Origin of the sequence: Arthrobacter sp. yr096, from assembly GCF_900108925.1 — a bacterium.
Taxonomy (GTDB): domain Bacteria; phylum Actinomycetota; class Actinomycetes; order Actinomycetales; family Micrococcaceae; genus Arthrobacter.
Genome location: NZ_FNYI01000010.1, coordinates 1 through 15,848, shown reverse-complemented (window position 1 = coordinate 15,848; position 15,848 = coordinate 1). Strand labels below are relative to the sequence as shown.

The window sequence follows — 15,848 nt, the reverse complement described above, 5'->3', positions numbered from 1 at the left end:
TACCTCATCACGCGAATCGCGGTGTCATCATGGGCCGGAAAAGGGATCCAGTGGAGGATTCGGACGTAGACCTCAGTGTCAGTCCGCCAGAAAAATCCGCCGCGGGTCTACCCAGCCTGACTGAAACACTCCCGCATGCCATGGCGTACATGGGTCCTTCGCGGGCGTGGAAAACGCTGAGGGCCGTCAATCAAAAGGACGGCTTCGACTGTATGAGTTGTGCCTGGCCCGACCCACCGGAACGCAAAGTGGCCGAGTTTTGCGAGAACGGCGCCAAGGCGATCGGCTGGGAAGCGGAACCCTTAAGGATCCCCACGCGCTTCTGGGCTGAGAACACCCTGGCATCGCTGGAGCACCGGTCTGAGTACTGGCTGGGACAGCAGGGCAGGCTGGTGGAACCCGTCTACAAAGCAGCAGGTTCGGACAGTTACGAACCTGTCCGTTGGGACCAGGCGTTTGAGATCATCGCTAAGGAATTACACGCACTCGACGCCCCGGACCAGGCAACTTTCTATACCAGCGGCCGGACCAGCAACGAGGCAGCTTTCCTTTATCAGCTCTTTGTGCGGGCCTCCGGGACAAACAATCTTCCCGATTGTTCCAATATGTGCCATGAGTCCACGGGCGTTGCCATGGGTGAAACCATTGGCGTCGGTAAATCGGCCATCACCTACACTGACTTCGCCGCAGCTGATCTGATCATCATCATGGGCCAGAACCCTGGTACCTGCCATCCACGAATGCTCACAGCCCTTGAAGAGGCCAAGTTGGCAGGGGCGGCGATAGTTGCCGTGAATCCCCTCCCTGAAGCGGGCCTGATCAACTTCAGGAATCCGCAGAAACCGCGAGGTTTGATTGGCCGGGGCACAGACCTTGCGGACCAGTTCCTTCAGATCCGCCTCGCCGGGGACATGGCACTCCTGCAGGCTCTCTCCAAACGCGTCCTCGATGCCGAAAGTGCGGCGCCAGGTACGATCCTGGACCGCGAATTTATTGACCAGCATTGCCAGGGATTCGTTGGTTTCGCCGCACACCTGGCCACACTCAACGAGCATGATGTCCTCGAAGCCACGGGCCTGACGAACCGCGACATCGATGAGCTTGCTGAAAGATATCTCCGTGCTGACAAGGTCATCATCACCTGGGCCATGGGGCTCACACAGCACAAGAAGGCCGTCCCAACCATCAAGGAGATCATCAACTTGCTCCTGCTGCGCGGGAACATTGGTAAGCCTGGGGCTGGTCCGTCACCAATCCGTGGACACAGCAACGTTCAGGGTGACCGGACCATGGGGATCTGGGAAAAGATGCCACCCCGGTTCCTGGACGCAATCCAGCGGGAGTTCGGCTTTGATCCGCCTCGCAACCCCGGCCTCGATGCCGTGGACAGTATCCGCGGAATGCGGGATGGCAGGGTCAAAGTGTTGGTGGCTCTGGGCGGCAACCTTGTCCATGCGATTTCGGATACAGCTGTGGCTGAGTCTGCGGTCCGACGGACCCGCCTGTCTGTCCAGATTTCCACCAAATTGAATCGCTCGCACGTGGTGGTGGGTGAGCAGGCGTTGATCTTGCCTGCACTGGGCCGCACCGAGATCGACAGGCAAGACGGGGTGGAGCAGTTTGTCACGGTGGAAGACACCGTCTGCGCCGTGCACCGCTCGGCCGGGCCGTTGGAACCGATCGCCCCGGGGGTCTTGTCCGAGGTGGCCATTGTGACGGCCTTGCCCAAGCTGTCCTGGGCCGCACCGTGCCCGTGGACTGGGCGGGCCTCCGCTCGGATTACGACGCCATCAGGGACCATATCTCCCACGTGGTGCCCGGGTTCGAGGACTTCAATGTCCGTATCCGCGAAAAGGACGGATTTGTGTTGCCCCACGGACCCAGGGACAGCCGGACCTTCCCCACAGCCACGGGCAAGGCCATGTTCTCTGTCAATGAGCTGGAGACCCTTCACGTGCCCGAGGGCAGGCTTCTTTTGCAGACCATCCGGTCCCATGATCAGTTCAATACCACCACGTATTCCATGAACGATCGTTACCGGGGTATCAAGAAGGGGCGAATGGTGTTGTTGGTCAATCCGGCGGACCTGGCGGAACTGGGCTGCAAGGACGGGGAATACGTGGACGTCCACAGTGAGGCCGACGACGGCGTGGACCGCGTGCTGCCCCAGTTGCGTTTGGTGTCGTACCCCACAGCCAAGGGGTGTGCCGCTGCGTACTATCCGGAAGCGAATGTTTTGGTGCCCCTGGATTCGACGGCGGAGGACAGCAACACCCCAGCTTCGAAGTCGATAATTATTCGGCTTGAGCCGGCTGCCGCCCCGAAATTCGAGACGGCAGCCAGCCGACGACAATGACGAGGCCGGCCTAGTGGCCGCGCGCAATCCATTCGTCCAGGTGCGGCTTCTCCGCGCCGATGGTGGTGGAGTCCCCGTGCCCGGTGCGGACCACGGTCGCCTCCGGCAGAGGGAAAAGCCTGGTCCGGATGGAGTCGATGATGGTGGGGAAGTCGCTGTAGGAACGGCCGGTCGCGCCGGGTCCTCCTTGGAAGAGGGTGTCCCCGCTGAACAGCGTCGCTTCGCTGGCCAGGTGGAAGGACACTGAGCCTGGCGAATGCCCGGGGGTGTGGAGGGCCTTCAACGTTGACCCGGCGACTGTGAACTCATCACCATCCATGATGGCAACGTCCGGATCTATCTCGGGAAACACCGTGCGCCACAGCATCCAGTCGTCCTGGTGCAGGTGGATGGGGGCTTTGACGAGTTCCCAGAACGCGCCGGCGGAACTGATGTGGTCGTCATGACCGTGCGTGAGCAGGATGGCTTTGACCGTTCGCTCGCCCACAGCCTGGCGAATTGCTTCGGGGTTGTGGGCGGGGTCTATGACGATGCACTCGGAATCGTCGCCGATGATCCAGACGTTGTTGTCCACGTCCCAGGTTCCGCCGTCGAGGGAGAACGTCCCGGAGGTGACTACGCGATCGATGGTGACGTTGCCGGCGCTCACAGCTCAACCACCGATCGCAGTACGGCACCGTGGTGCATTTTGTCGAACGCTTCTTCCACCTGGTTGATGGTGATGCGCTCCGTCACGAAGGCGTCCAGATCCAGCTTGCCTTGCTTGTACAGGTCCACCAGCATGGGGAAGTCCCGGGAGGGCAGGCAGTCGCCGTACCAGGATGACTTGAGTGATCCGCCACGGCCAAAAACGTCCAGCAGCGGCAGTTCCAGTGTCATTTCCGGTGTGGGGACGCCTACCAGGACCACGGTTCCGGCGAGGTCGCGGGCGTAGAAGGCCTGCTTGTACGTTTCGGGACGTCCGACGGCGTCAATCACCACGTCTGCTCCGAAGCCACCGGTGAGTGCACGGATCGCCTCGACGGGGTCGCCAGAGGACGAGTCCACGGTGTGGGTTGCGCCGAGCTCCTTGGCGCGTTCGAGCTTCTTGGCGTCGATGTCCACAGCGATGATGGTGGTGGCGCCTGCGAGCGCGGCGCCCGCGATGGCTGCCACACCAACGCCACCGCAGCCGATGACGGCTACGGAGTCGCCGCGCTTGACGCCGCCGGTGTTGAGGGCGGCGCCCAAGCCTGCCATGACGCCGCAGCCGAGCAGGCCGACTGCGGCGGCATCGGCGTCGGGGTCTACCTTGGTGCATTGCCCGGCGGCCACCAGAGTCTTCTCGATAAAGGCGCCGATGCCCAGGGCAGGCGAGAGTTCGGTGCCGTCCTCGAGGGTCATTTTCTGGGTGGCGTTGTGGGTGTTGAAGCAGTACTGGGCCTGGCCGCGGTTGCACGCCCGGCAGTTGCCACAGACGGCGCGCCAGTTGAGTACCACGCGGTCTCCGGGTGCGACGTCCGTGACGTCGGGGCCCACTGCGCTGACCACGCCGGTTGCTTCGTGTCCCAGGAGGAACGGGAAGTCGTCGCTGATGCCACCGAGTTTGTAGTGGAGGTCGGTGTGGCAGACCCCGCTGGTGAGGATGTCCACCAGTGCTTCGCCGGGGCCGGGTTCGGGAACCAGGATGGTTTCGAGGGTTGCCGGTGCGCCTTTGGAGCGAACGACGACACCTTTGACTGCGTGGACCATGGAGAGCTTCCCTTCGGGATCGCGGGGAGCGGCCCGATTAAAATGCAACAGGGCCCGCTACGGATTCCATTCTGTCTATCACAGGTGGCAGACAGTGCGTGGATTGTTCCGTGCGGACCCCGGGCATGAAGCCGGCTAACAGGGCCTTATGCGGCGAGGCGGCTTTCGACCTCGGAAGCGGAGGGGTTGGTGGCCGCGGTGCCGTCCGGGAAAAGAACGGTAGGAACGGTGCGGTTGCCTCCGTTGAGCTTCTCGACGAGTTCGGCGGTGCCATCTACTTCTTCGATGTTGATCTCGGTGTAGCCGATGCCCTTGGCGTCCAACTGCTTCTTCAGACGGTTGCAGTAGCCGCACCAGGTGGTCGAGAACATGGTGATGGTGCCGGAGTCGGGAGTGAAATCCACAGAGCTCTCCTCAGTATTGGTCGTTTTCACGGGGTGGTTCGTTCCTATCAACGGTAACCCGGTGCCGAATAATTCCCGTTCGGCTGCGTAGCCGGGTTACGTCACTTCCGCGCTGGTGCGTTGACCTGGGAACGGGCAGACTGTTCGCATGTGTGGACGATATGTAATGGCCCGTGCGGTGGGTGACCTGCTCGCCGACTTCGATGCCGAACTTGAGAACGAGATTGCCCTCGAGAAGTCGTGGAACGTAGCGCCGACCGACGCGGTTCCCATCGTGTTGGAGCGGCTGGTGGATGACGAGGTGAAACGGCAACTCCATGTGGCTAAATGGGGGTTGGTGCCGTCATGGGCCAAGGATCCGAAGGGCGGTGCGCGGCTGATCAACGCCCGCAGCGAGACGCTGTTGGAGAAGCCATCCTTCAAGAAGGCCGCGGTAGCCCGCCGGTGCGCTGTTCCTGCGGATGGGTATTACGAGTGGAAGAAGGGCGAGGGCAAGAGCAAACAACCGTACTACGTGCACCCGGGGGATGGTCACGGATTGGTGTTCGCCGGTTTGTATGAATGGTGGCGGGACCAGGCTGCTTCCCCTGACGTTCCAGGACGTTGGCTGCTGTCCATGTCCATCCTCACTGCCGACACGCCAACTGCTGAGTCAGCCCGGACCCGGCGCAGTGCCTCAGTGTTTGACGAACTCACTGCCCTCCACGATCGTGTTCCCTTGCCCATGAGCACAGAGACAATGGAAGCGTGGTTGGATCCGCGGGAGAAGGACGCTGAGGGCCTGGTGGAACTGGTCCGCTCCGGGGCGCACCATGCCGCTGGCGATTGGACACTGGACGCGGTGGGTGCCGCGGTCGGAAATGTCCGGAACAACTCCCCGGAACTCATTGAACCGGTGGAGGGTCTCTTCTAGCTTAGAGAGCCTCGTTCACCGGCACGCCGGACTGGAAGTCGCGGCCGTCCGCCTCACTGAAGGCTGTCATGACGTGGCCTTTGCTCAGCCCGTGGATTGCCGACATCGGGAAGTTGCCGGTGATGACGTTGCCGGAGTGTTCCACGCCTTTGATGTCGTAGTTTTCCTCTGCACTGAGGGAATGGTTGAAGGAGTAGAACGAGATCGCCTCACCATTCATGAACTCAATACCGAGCCTGCGCTGTGAGGAATAATCTTCGCTGGCAGCAACAAGGCCCACGACGTAAGCGCCGGAGCCTGGGATGTTGCCGTCAATTTCGAAGACTGCCACAAGGTTGTCGTCTGCGGCGGAGATGTTGACCTGCTTCAGGAGTGCGTCATTGGTGCTCATGCCACAATCCTGCTCTGTGGACCCGCTGCCGTCCACCCCTGGGCTGTCATCCTTCCAGGAGACGCTGGATGCTGCGTGCCACGGCTGCGGTGTCGATGCCCTGCCCCTTGCGGGCGGTGAGCAGATGCAGGGCAAGCCCGTCGCTGTAGTCGGACACTGCTTCCGCGCGGGTCCGTGCTTCGGGCATCCCCATGCCTTGGAGAAGTTGCGCCAATGCCGATACCAAGCGCTCGTGCCCTGCGGCGACTACCTCGGGCTGGTCCAGAGCCAAAACGAAGCGTGCCCGGGTCAACTCAGCGTTTTCATGCGCGAGCCCTATGACGGCTCCGGCGAGTTGCTCCGCCAAGGATGCTGCCGACGTCGGAAATTCAAACTGTCCCTGCTGCAGCAGGAGGCGGTCCAGTTCTTCAACGCGATCGACGGCGGCGCTCACCAACGCGGCACGGCTGCGGAAGTAATTGGAGGTAGTTCCGACGGCGACACCGGCCTGGGCATCGACGGCACGATGGGTGAGCCCCTTGAGTCCTTGGGTGGCGACCACCGCAATCGCAGCGTCGGCAAGGTGGGTTCGGCGGTCATGCATGGGGGAAGTCTAGCTTCACCCCCTATCAACACTACAAATGTAGTAGTACAGTGTGGGCATGAAAAAAGTGGAGATCATTGGCGGCGGAATAGCCGGGCTGGCACTCGCGGCCAGGCTCGATCCCGGCACGTTTGACGTCACGGTGTACGAGCAAAGGCCCCAACTCCCCACCGTGGGAACCACGCTGGCAATGTGGTCCAAGGCCCAGGATGCCTTGGCCGAACTGGGGATACTCGGAGCAGCGCGGAGCAGGGGAGCCATTATCAAAACCGGCGCCCTGCGGGCTCCATCAGGAGTTCCTATGCTGTCCATGGAGGGGGAAGGGCTCATGGGGATATCCCGGCCTGAACTGCTGAGGCTTCTGGATTCTGCAGTGCCGGAAACGGCGACCCGGGTGGCGCAAAGAGTGGATCACCTCCCCAGCGACACCTGGCTTACGGTGGGTGCAGATGGAGTCAACAGCGTCGTCCGCAGGCGCTGCTGGGGTGAAATCAGTGCTGCCCGCGCAACCCCCTTTCTTGCGGTCCGCGGAGTAGTTCCGGGAACACCCTCGACTCATGACATCGGCGAATACTGGGGACGGGGAGAGATCTTCGGTTTGGCGCCTGCCGGGGGTGGAAGTAACTGGTACGCATCATTCCGTTCCGATCTTGGTCCGGACAAGGTGGATGTCACCGAAGCGCTGGACGTGACGCGGGCCCGATACGCGCACTATTCCCCTGCTGTGCGGAAGGTACTCGCTGCGGCTTCCCCGGAAACATCGCTCGCCCAGCGCATCTGGACCACCCCACCGCTGCGCCGCTACGCACGGGGCAATGTGGTGTTGGTAGGAGATGCGGCACATGCCATGACCCCAAATCTTGGACGCGGCGCCTGTGAAGCGCTGGTAGATGCCGTGACCCTGGGTGGACTGCTCAACACGTTGCCCATGGAGGATGCGCTCGCAGCATATGGCAGGAAACGCCTACGCCGCACCCAGCAACTGAGGGTAGCTTCATCGCTGATGGGGACCATAGCGCTCGCGCAAGGCATGCAGCCATGGAGGGATGCCTTGCTGACCCAGGCAGGCAGGCGGGTATCGAAGCGCCGGGAGAAAGCCCAGGAGGGTGTTCAACCTTCGAAGTAGGTTTTGCCGGGGCGTCGGCGTAAACTCGAACTATTCGAACATACTTTCGAATAAGGGTTATCCGGCGTGAAGAGGTGTGGAAATGGGGCTGTTCAGCGAGTCCGTGGACGTCGACTGTACTGACCTGGGCCAGCCACGGACAGTCCACTGGAAAGGGCACCCCTGCACAGTCATCAATGAACCTGTCCGATGGTATGAACGCCGCCAATGGTGGATCGAAGAAAGCCGCGCCCCCCTGGGCAGTGGAGCGGGACTGGTAGACCACGAGATCTGGCGGGTACAGCTTGAACCCCAGCAAGAGCAAACACCTGCCACCCAGGCCATCACCCTTGACCTCGTCAGGCACGTAGGCAGCGGACGATGGCGCCTCCTTCGCATCCACGCCGCCGCGCCGGCGCATGCCGTAGAACCCGACGAAGCAGCGTGAACCTTGAGCTTCACCCACCTGCACGTTTCCACTGCCTTCAGTGCGCACTACGGTGTCTCCTGGCCAGAGGAACTCGCCCAAACCGCCGCAGCTGACGGCGCCACAGCGCTCGCCTGCACAGACCGGGACGGCCTTTACGGCACCGTCAAACACCTCAAAGCCTGCATGGACGCAGGTATCGACCCCATCGCCGGGGTAGACCTTGCAGTGTTTGACGACGACGGCGACCACCGCACCCACGTCGCGGGCCGCGTCGTCGTCCTCGCCCACGGAAACAACAACGGAGCCGGCTACAGGGCGCTCTGCCGCCTCGTCTCGGACGCTCACGCACGAACCTCTGGAAAAGCCGGGGGAGCAGTCCCCGTTGCCGTAACCAGAGGAGAGCTCGCCTCAAGAACCCTCGATCCCACAACCCTCAAGCCCGTCCTGACGGTTCTGCTCGGACCGGACTCTGACGTCGGCCGGGCCATGGGAGGCCGCAAATACCTCCGGCCCAGAACCCTCTTCAAACAATGGATAGACGCCATGCCGCCAGGAACCCTCGTGGCCGAAACGGTGACCCACCTCAGCGCACCAGGCGAACCCCTCAGCACCGCCCACGCAGTACGGATGCTCAAGCTCGCCCTTGAATACAACATCCCGGCCATCCTCAGCAACGCAGTCCGCTATTGCGCCCAGGACGGCGCAGCAACCGCAGACGTCCTGGACTCGGCGCGGACGCTGAAGTCCCTCCCGGAACTCTCCACAGCACCCATGCTGCAGCCAACAGGACAGGGTTGGCTGAAGAACGCCCACCAGATGCTTCAACTCGGCAAAGAAATCATGAACGCAGCAGGCCAAGGGAAAGCCGACCTCAACAAACTCCTCGCCAACACTGAAGCGCTCGCCGACAAATGCCGCATGGATCCAGTCCTGGACATGGGATGGAAAAAACCAGTAGTACCCGAAGCCTCCATCCTTGGCATCGACTGCGACCCCATGATTGAACTTACCCAGCGCTGCGAAGCCGGAATCACCAAACGCTTCCCAAGCATCTCCGGGGAAACAGAGAAGCAAATGCGCTCGCGGTTGGTGCATGAGCTTGGGATCATCGGCAGGCTCGGCTTTGCCTCCTACTTCCTGACGGTGGCTGAGGTTTCCCGAATGATCCTGGAAATGGGTGTCAGAGTAGCTGCCCGGGGATCAGGGGCATCCAGCCTGGTCAACTACCTGATCGAGATCAGCCAGGTGGATCCAATCCGCCACGATCTCATCTTTGAACGTTTCCTGTCGGGACGCCGCTCAACCCTTCCTGACATCGACCTTGACGTCGAATCTGCGGAACGGCACAACGTGTACCGCGAGATTTTTGACCGGTTTGGAGCCCAGCGTGTCACCCTGATGAGCATGCAAAACGGGTACAGGGCGCGAGGCGCAGTCCGGGATGCGGGAATGGCCCTGGGCATGGATGAGGGCGAAGTCAGCGATATTGCCAAGCAATTGTGGCGGTTCTCTGCGCGCAAGTTCCGTGAAGCCCTGGTGGAGAAGCCCGAGCTCCGTGATTTTGCCGGACGCGTTGAACGAGGAGGCCTGGAGGAAAACCAGCAACTTGACCTGTTGGTAGACCTTACAGAGAGGCTGGATCGTCTTCCCCGGCACATTTCGATGCACCCCTGTGGCGTGATCCTGGGGGATGCAACGCTCTTGGACCGTACTCCCGTTCAACCGAGCGGGCTGGGGTTGCCCATGAGCCAGTTCGACAAACACGACATGGATCCCATGGGAATGCTCAAACTTGATGTCCTTGGCGTACGGATGCAAAGTGCCATGGCCTTTGCGGTACGTGAAGTCATTCGCCTCCATCCTTCAAAAGCTGAAGTGGTTGCCGCAGGAAAGCACCCGGTTGAGCCGGGTGGAAAGGGGCCGGATTATATAGCTGCTGACGGCAGGATCGATCTTAATGCCGTGCCCTTTGATGACGAACCTACCTATGAGTTGATCCGGAGCACCCATACCCTTGGCTGCTTCCAGATTGAGTCCCCGGGTCAGCGTGAGCTCATCGGGAAGATGGCTCCGCGTGAATTTAATGACCTCATCATCGATATCTCCCTGTTCCGTCCCGGGCCCATGAAGTCGGACATGGTCCGTCCCTTCCTGGAACACAGGCACGGTTTCGCGCCGGAAATCTACCCTCATCCGGATTTGAAGCCGGTTTTGCAGGAAACCCACGGGGTTACGGTTTTCCACGAGCAGATTCTGAAGACATTCCACGTGATGACCGGCTGCGGATTGGCAAGGGCGGATGAGTTTCGCAGGGCATTAGGGGACGAAATCCATGAACCGGGAGTGGAGACCTACTTCCGGCGTGAAGCCATCAAGAAATACTCTCCCGAGGTTGTGGACAAAGTATGGGGGACCTTGAAGGCCTTTGGCAGCTTTGGTTTTTGCAAAGCCCACGGAGCCGCGTTCGCGGTGCCCACCTATCAATCGGCCTGGCTGAAAACCCACCACCCGGAAGCCTTTCTCGCCGGACTTTGGGAACACGATCCCGGCATGTATCCCAAACGGCTGTTGGTGGCAGAAGCGCGGCGGTTGGGAATCCCCATCCTGCCGTTGGACATCAACAGGAGCCATGCCCAGTACAGAGTGGAAAGGATCCAGGACGGGCCAGATCGAGGCAAGCTTGGCATCCGGCTGAGCCTCACTGGGATCTATGGGCTTTCGGGGGCAGAACTCAAGAGAATCGTGGCAGGGCAACCCTTCGATTCCTTGGCTGACCTCCGGGCGCGGGGGAGAGTCAGCAAACCGAACATCAAAAGGCTTGCTCAACTGGGCGCCTTTGATTCCCTGCACAAAGATTCCGGGGGGAAAGCGAACCGGGCAGACCTCGTGCAACACCTGCAGGCGCTCCAAAGCAGTCCTGCAAGGAAGCCCACGGATGTCATCGAAGGACAGTTGTCGTTCGCTCTGGGTGATGTGGAGCTGCGGAATCTGGCTCCTGAACTTCCCGAACCATCCATGGTGGAGAACGTCAGGGCCGAGCTTGACCTCATGGCCGTGGATGTCAGCCAGCACCTCATGGACAGCCACCGGCCCCTCCTGGACAAGCTGGGGGTCACCACTGCTGACAAGCTGCTGGGTTTGCGCAACGGGACTGAAGTCCTGGTGGCCGGGGTTCGGATCGCAACCCAAACCCCGCCCATGCGTGGAGGAAGGCGCGTGGTCTTCATCAGCATCGATGACGGTACCGGCTGCGTAGATTCCGTCTTTTTCCATGAAGCCCAGGAAGAGTCAGGTCCTTTGCTGTTCGGTACACGCCTGCTGTTGATTCGTGGCACCACCAGAAGGACGGGCCCCAAGGGAATCAGCCTGAGCGCCAGCAAAGCCTGGGACCTCGGCCAGCCGGAAACGTTGCCATACACAGACCTCCTGCCTGCTGGAGGTGGAATGCCTGCTGAATACACGCACCAAGGACCACTGCATGGCATCTCCAGGAACCTCGCCATCACGGGCCTGGGAAGCTGAACCAGCGGCTCAATCCAGGATCGGCGCGCTGCTTTGGCCGCCCTCGCCGAAGCAGATACGATTGACGGTGGCTGGCTGTGGTCCCCGTACGCCACAAGCTATGAAGCCTTTAACTATGAATAGGAGACACCCGTGTCAGATGCCCAACAGATCACCCTCATCGTCGATGGCGAAGAGACCAAGGTGACGGAAGGGACTACCGGCGCGGAACTCTTCTTCGAGCGCCGCGACGTCGTTGTAGCCCGTGTCAATGGTGTGCTGAAGGACCTGGACCAGGTCCTGCCGGCCGATGCCGACATCGAAGGCGTCACCATCGAATCTCCCGATGGCCTCAACGTGCTCCGCCACTCCACAGCCCACGTCATGGCCCAGGCCGTCCAGCAGTTGCGTCCGGACGCAAAGCTTGGCATCGGCCCGTACATCACTGACGGCTTCTACTTCGACTTCGACGTCGCTGAGCCGTTCACCCCGGAAGACCTGCGCCAACTGGAAAAGATGATGCAAAAAATCATCAACCAGAACCAGAAGTTCGTTCGCCGCGTGGTCACCGAAGAAGAAGCCCGCGAAGCCATGGCCAACGAGCCCTACAAGTTGGAACTTCTGGGCAAGAAGAACGAGGCAAGCGACGCCGCGGAAGGTGTGAACGTTGAGGTCGGCGCCGGCGACATCACTATCTACGACAATGTGGACAGGAAGAGCGGCGAGAGCGTCTGGTGCGATCTTTGCCGTGGCCCGCACCTGCCCAACACCAAGATCATCTCCAATGCCTTCGCGTTGACCCGCTCGTCCGCTGCCTACTGGCTGGGGAACCAAAACAACCAGCAGCTCCAGCGCATCTACGGAACGGCGTGGCCCACCAAGGAAGCCCTCAAGGCCTACCAGGAACGCATCGCCGAGGCAGAGCGTCGCGACCACCGCAAGCTGGGCGTCGAGCTTGACCTGTTCTCCTTCCCTGACGAGCTTGGCTCCGGCCTGCCCGTTTTCCATCCCAAGGGCGGCATTATCCGCAAGGCGATGGAAGATTACTCACGCCAACGTCACGTGGATGCCGGGTACGAGTTCGTCTACACCCCCCACATCACCAAGGGCCACCTGTACGAGGTATCCGGACACCTTGACTGGTACAAGGACGGCATGTTCCCTGCGATGCAGGTGGACGCGGAATTCAATGACGACGGCACTGTTCGCAAGCCGGCCCAGGACTACTACCTGAAGCCGATGAACTGCCCCATGCACAACCTGATCTTCCGCTCACGTGGGCGTTCCTACCGTGAACTTCCCCTGCGGTTGTTCGAATTCGGTTCGGTGTACCGCTACGAGAAGTCCGGCGTAGTCCACGGCTTGACCCGTGTGCGTGGAATGACACAGGACGACGCCCACATCTACTGCACGCGCGAGCAGATGAAGGACGAGCTCACCACCACGCTGAACTTCGTCCTGGGCCTTCTCAAGGACTACGGCCTGGACGACTTCTACCTGGAGCTCTCCACCAAGAACGAAGAGAAGTTCGTTGGCGAGGACTCGGCGTGGGAAGAGGCTACGCGCACACTTTCCGAAGTTGCAGCAGCATCCGGTCTGGAACTGGTTCCGGATCCGGGTGGAGCAGCATTCTACGGTCCCAAGATCTCCGTTCAAGCGAAAGACGCCCTGGGCAGGACCTGGCAGATGTCCACCATCCAGTTGGACTTCAACCTGCCGGAGCGCTTTGAGCTGGAATACCAGGCAGCAGACGGAACCCGCCAGCGTCCGGTGATGATCCACCGGGCCCTCTTCGGTTCGGTTGAACGCTTCATGGGCGTCCTCACCGAGCACTACGCCGGCGCCTTCCCTGCGTGGCTGGCTCCCGTCCAGGTGGTGGGCATTCCCGTTGCCGAGACGTTCAACGACTACATGTTCGATGTCGTGGACCAGCTCAAGGCCGCAGGAATCCGGGCCGAAGTTGATGTCTCGTCGGATCGCTTCCCCAAGAAGATCCGGACGGCGAGCAAGGACAAGATCCCGTTTGTCCTGATTGCCGGAGGCGAGGACGCCGAGGCCGGTGCAGTGTCGTTCCGGTTCAGGGATGGCAGCCAGGATAACGGCGTGCCCGTGGCAGAGGCGGTTCGTAGGATCGTGGACGCCGTCAAGAACCGCGAGAGCTGACGGAACGGACACACAGACGGTGCAGGAGAACACAGGCGCGGCAGCCGGCATCCCCGGTGACGCCGACGTAACCGATGACTTCGGACTCGCGGGCGTTCCGGACGCTTTTCAGCGCCTGTGGACTCCGCACCGCATGGCTTACATCAAGGGCGGGCAGGATCAATTCAAGAACAAGGATGACTGCCCGTTCTGCGTGGGCCCCACCCGCACCGACGAGGAATCCCTGATCGTCCATCGCGGGAGGACCTGCTACGTGGTCCTCAACCTGTTCCCGTACAACCCAGGGCACCTTTTAATCTGCCCCTACCGCCACGTGCCTGACTACACGGACATCACGGTGGAGGAGACAGCAGAGTTCGCCGAACTCACGCAAACCGCCATGCGGGTCTTGCGGAAGGTGTCCAATCCGAGCGGTTTCAACCTGGGCATGAACCAGGGAGTCACCGGCGGCGCCGGTATCGCCGCGCACCTCCACCAGCATGTAGTACCGCGCTGGGGCGGGGACGGAAATTTTTTCCCCATCATCGCCCAGACCAAGGCCATTACGCAGACTCTTGATGAGGTCCGCAAGCTTGTGGCTGAAGCCTGGCCGGGGGAGTCGAATGCTCAATAGGCATGCGCGCGGCTTCTTCACTTCACTCTTTACCCCTCTGGCGCGTTGGCTCCTCAGGATCGGTGTGTCACCGGACTCCGTGACCATTGCGGGTACGGCCGGCGTGATCCTGGGTGGTTTGCTCCTCTACCCCCTTGGCCAGTTGTGGTGGGGCTCCGTAGTTGTGGCTTTCTTCGCCTTTTCGGACGTGGTTGACGGCATCATGGCACGCCTGCAAGGTCGCAGCGGGGGTTGGGGTAATTTCCTCGACTCCACCTTGGACCGGTTGGCCGATGGGGCGATCTTCGCAGGCCTCACCATCTGGTTCTTCACCAAGGGCGAGGACCCCGCCATAGGTACGGCCGCCGTCGTTTGCCTTGTCCTGGGCATGGTTGTTTCCTACGCACGGGCCAAAGCGGAGTCGCTGGGCTATCAAGCCAGCGTCGGGATTGCAGAACGGGCGGAACGGTTGGCCTCCGTGCTGCTGATCGCAGGGCTCACCGGACTTGGACTTCCGCCCGTGGTGTTGTTGGTAACCCTGATCCTGCTGGCACTGGCCAGCGTGGTGACCATAGTCCAGCGGATGTCCGCCGTGCACAAACAAGCAATGGCCGAAACGGGTGGGGCCGGCACGGCCTAGCCGCCTAAAGGCGGAACTCTTCCCATGTGAAGTGGCATCCGGCCAGAGTCGCGCGCCGGCGGTTGTGCAGCTGTCCTATGACAGGCCCGTTTGTTGCCTGCAAAGGCAGTAATGAATGTACTGCCACCTTGCAACGTGCGACTACTATTACTAGTACTTGGTCACCTTGACCTGAAAATCCGGTGTGCGCTGATTGCGGTCGTGTGGCTGCGCGTGCCTCCGGCAAGAAGGTCGTTTATCTACCCATAGGGGTTTTTGTGTCTACACCAGATGTAAGCAACGAAGCCGGTTCGTCCGCGAACAGCGTTACGGGCAGCAGCCGCGTTAAGCGGGGCATGGCGGAGATGCTCAAGGGCGGCGTCATCATGGACGTCGTTAACGTCGAGCAGGCCCGCATCGCTGAGGACGCCGGTGCCGTCGCCGTCATGGCGCTCGAGCGTGTCCCGGCTGATATCCGCGCCCAGGGTGGCGTGTCCCGCATGTCCGATCCCGACATGATCGATGCGATCATTGCCGCCGTGTCCATCCCGGTGATGGCCAAGGCCCGCATCGGCCACTTCGTCGAGGCCCAGGTTCTGCAGTCCCTCGGTGTTGACTACATCGACGAGTCCGAGGTCCTGACCCCGGCCGACTACATCAACCACATCGACAAGTGGAACTTCACCGTTCCGTTCGTGTGTGGTGCCACCAACCTTGGTGAGGCGTTGCGCCGCATCAACGAGGGCGCGGCGATGATCCGTTCCAAGGGCGAGGCCGGCACCGGTGATGTTTCCAACGCCACCGGTCACATGCGCCAGATCCGTGCCGAGATCGCCAAGCTGTCTGCCCTGCCCGAGGACGAGCTGTATGTTGCGGCCAAGGAACTGCAGGCCCCGTACGAGCTGGTCAAGGAAGTTGCCGCCACGGGCAAGCTCCCCGTGGTCCTGTTCACCGCCGGCGGTATTGCTACCCCGGCTGATGCTGCGATGATGATGCAGCTCGGCGCCGACGGCGTGTTCGTTGGCTCCGGTATCTTCAAGTCCGGCAACCCCGCCCAGCG

13 protein-coding genes and 1 pseudogene are annotated in these 15,848 nt (G+C 61.3%); 9 read left to right on the top strand and 5 right to left on the bottom strand.

Annotation, left to right across the window (positions count from 1 at the left end; translation table 11 throughout):
- Positions 1-29: 29 nt before the first annotated feature.
- Positions 30-2,356: pseudogene (locus tag BMY91_RS19965) on the top strand (FdhF/YdeP family oxidoreductase).
- A 10-nt stretch (positions 2,357-2,366) separates the two neighbouring features.
- Here the strand turns inward: BMY91_RS19965 and BMY91_RS19960 are convergent.
- The 3 genes from BMY91_RS19960 to BMY91_RS19950 all read right to left on the bottom strand — a co-directional run bounded on the left by BMY91_RS19960 (position 2,367) and on the right by BMY91_RS19950 (position 4,491).
- Positions 2,367-3,005 carry an MBL fold metallo-hydrolase gene (locus BMY91_RS19960; protein WP_090825116.1) on the bottom strand — a complete coding sequence of 213 codons (639 nt, stop codon included), beginning with the start codon at positions 3,003-3,005 and terminating at the stop codon, positions 2,367-2,369.
- On the bottom strand, positions 3,002-4,087 hold the full coding sequence (locus BMY91_RS19955; protein ID WP_090825114.1) for an S-(hydroxymethyl)mycothiol dehydrogenase: 1,086 nt from the start codon (positions 4,085-4,087) through the stop codon (positions 3,002-3,004). The genes BMY91_RS19960 and BMY91_RS19955 overlap by 4 nt, the downstream gene beginning before the upstream one ends.
- 146 nt (positions 4,088-4,233) lie before the next feature.
- On the bottom strand, positions 4,234-4,491 hold the full coding sequence (locus BMY91_RS19950) for a mycoredoxin (protein WP_090825295.1): 258 nt from the start codon (positions 4,489-4,491) through the stop codon (positions 4,234-4,236).
- Between the two features lie 166 nt (positions 4,492-4,657).
- On the opposite strand from BMY91_RS19950, the gene BMY91_RS19945 reads away from it, so the two are divergent.
- Positions 4,658-5,404: an SOS response-associated peptidase gene (locus BMY91_RS19945; RefSeq protein WP_256212851.1), complete on the top strand. Its 747-nt coding sequence runs from the start codon at positions 4,658-4,660 to the stop codon at positions 5,402-5,404.
- 1 nt (position 5,405) lies between these two features.
- Here BMY91_RS19945 and BMY91_RS19940 read toward each other — a convergent pair whose 3' ends face one another.
- The gene (locus BMY91_RS19940; RefSeq protein WP_090825110.1) at positions 5,406-5,795 is read right to left on the bottom strand and encodes a hypothetical protein; all 390 of its coding nucleotides are present in this window, start codon (positions 5,793-5,795) and stop codon (positions 5,406-5,408) included.
- Positions 5,796-5,841: 46 nt separating this feature from the next.
- On the bottom strand, positions 5,842-6,378 hold the full coding sequence (locus tag BMY91_RS19935; RefSeq protein ID WP_090825108.1) for a TetR/AcrR family transcriptional regulator: 537 nt from the start codon (positions 6,376-6,378) through the stop codon (positions 5,842-5,844).
- A gap of 58 nt (positions 6,379-6,436) precedes the next feature.
- Between BMY91_RS19935 and BMY91_RS19930 the strand changes: the two genes are divergently transcribed.
- The 7 genes from BMY91_RS19930 to pdxS all read left to right on the top strand — a co-directional run.
- Positions 6,437-7,504, top strand: a complete 1,068-nt coding sequence (locus tag BMY91_RS19930) for an FAD-dependent monooxygenase (protein ID WP_177179971.1) — start codon at positions 6,437-6,439, stop codon at positions 7,502-7,504.
- A gap of 82 nt (positions 7,505-7,586) precedes the next feature.
- On the top strand, positions 7,587-7,931 hold the full coding sequence (locus tag BMY91_RS19925; protein ID WP_090825105.1) for a DUF6504 family protein: 345 nt from the start codon (positions 7,587-7,589) through the stop codon (positions 7,929-7,931).
- A gap of 3 nt (positions 7,932-7,934) precedes the next feature.
- Positions 7,935-11,435, top strand: coding sequence for a DNA polymerase III subunit alpha (locus BMY91_RS19920; protein WP_090825103.1), 3,501 nt, complete (start codon positions 7,935-7,937; stop codon positions 11,433-11,435).
- A 132-nt stretch (positions 11,436-11,567) separates the two neighbouring features.
- Positions 11,568-13,577: a threonine--tRNA ligase gene (gene thrS / locus BMY91_RS19915; protein WP_090825101.1), complete on the top strand. Its 2,010-nt coding sequence runs from the start codon at positions 11,568-11,570 to the stop codon at positions 13,575-13,577.
- Positions 13,578-13,596: 19 nt separating this feature from the next.
- Complete coding sequence (locus tag BMY91_RS19910) at positions 13,597-14,190, top strand: HIT family protein (protein ID WP_090825100.1); 594 nt, start codon at positions 13,597-13,599, stop codon at positions 14,188-14,190.
- The gene (pgsA, locus tag BMY91_RS19905; RefSeq protein ID WP_090825098.1) at positions 14,180-14,809 is read left to right on the top strand and encodes a phosphatidylinositol phosphate synthase; all 630 of its coding nucleotides are present in this window, start codon (positions 14,180-14,182) and stop codon (positions 14,807-14,809) included. Before BMY91_RS19910 ends, pgsA begins: the two co-directional genes overlap by 11 nt.
- A gap of 257 nt (positions 14,810-15,066) precedes the next feature.
- The coding region (gene pdxS / locus BMY91_RS19900) for a pyridoxal 5'-phosphate synthase lyase subunit PdxS (RefSeq protein WP_090825293.1) at positions 15,067-15,848 on the top strand (782 nt) is incomplete at its 3' end.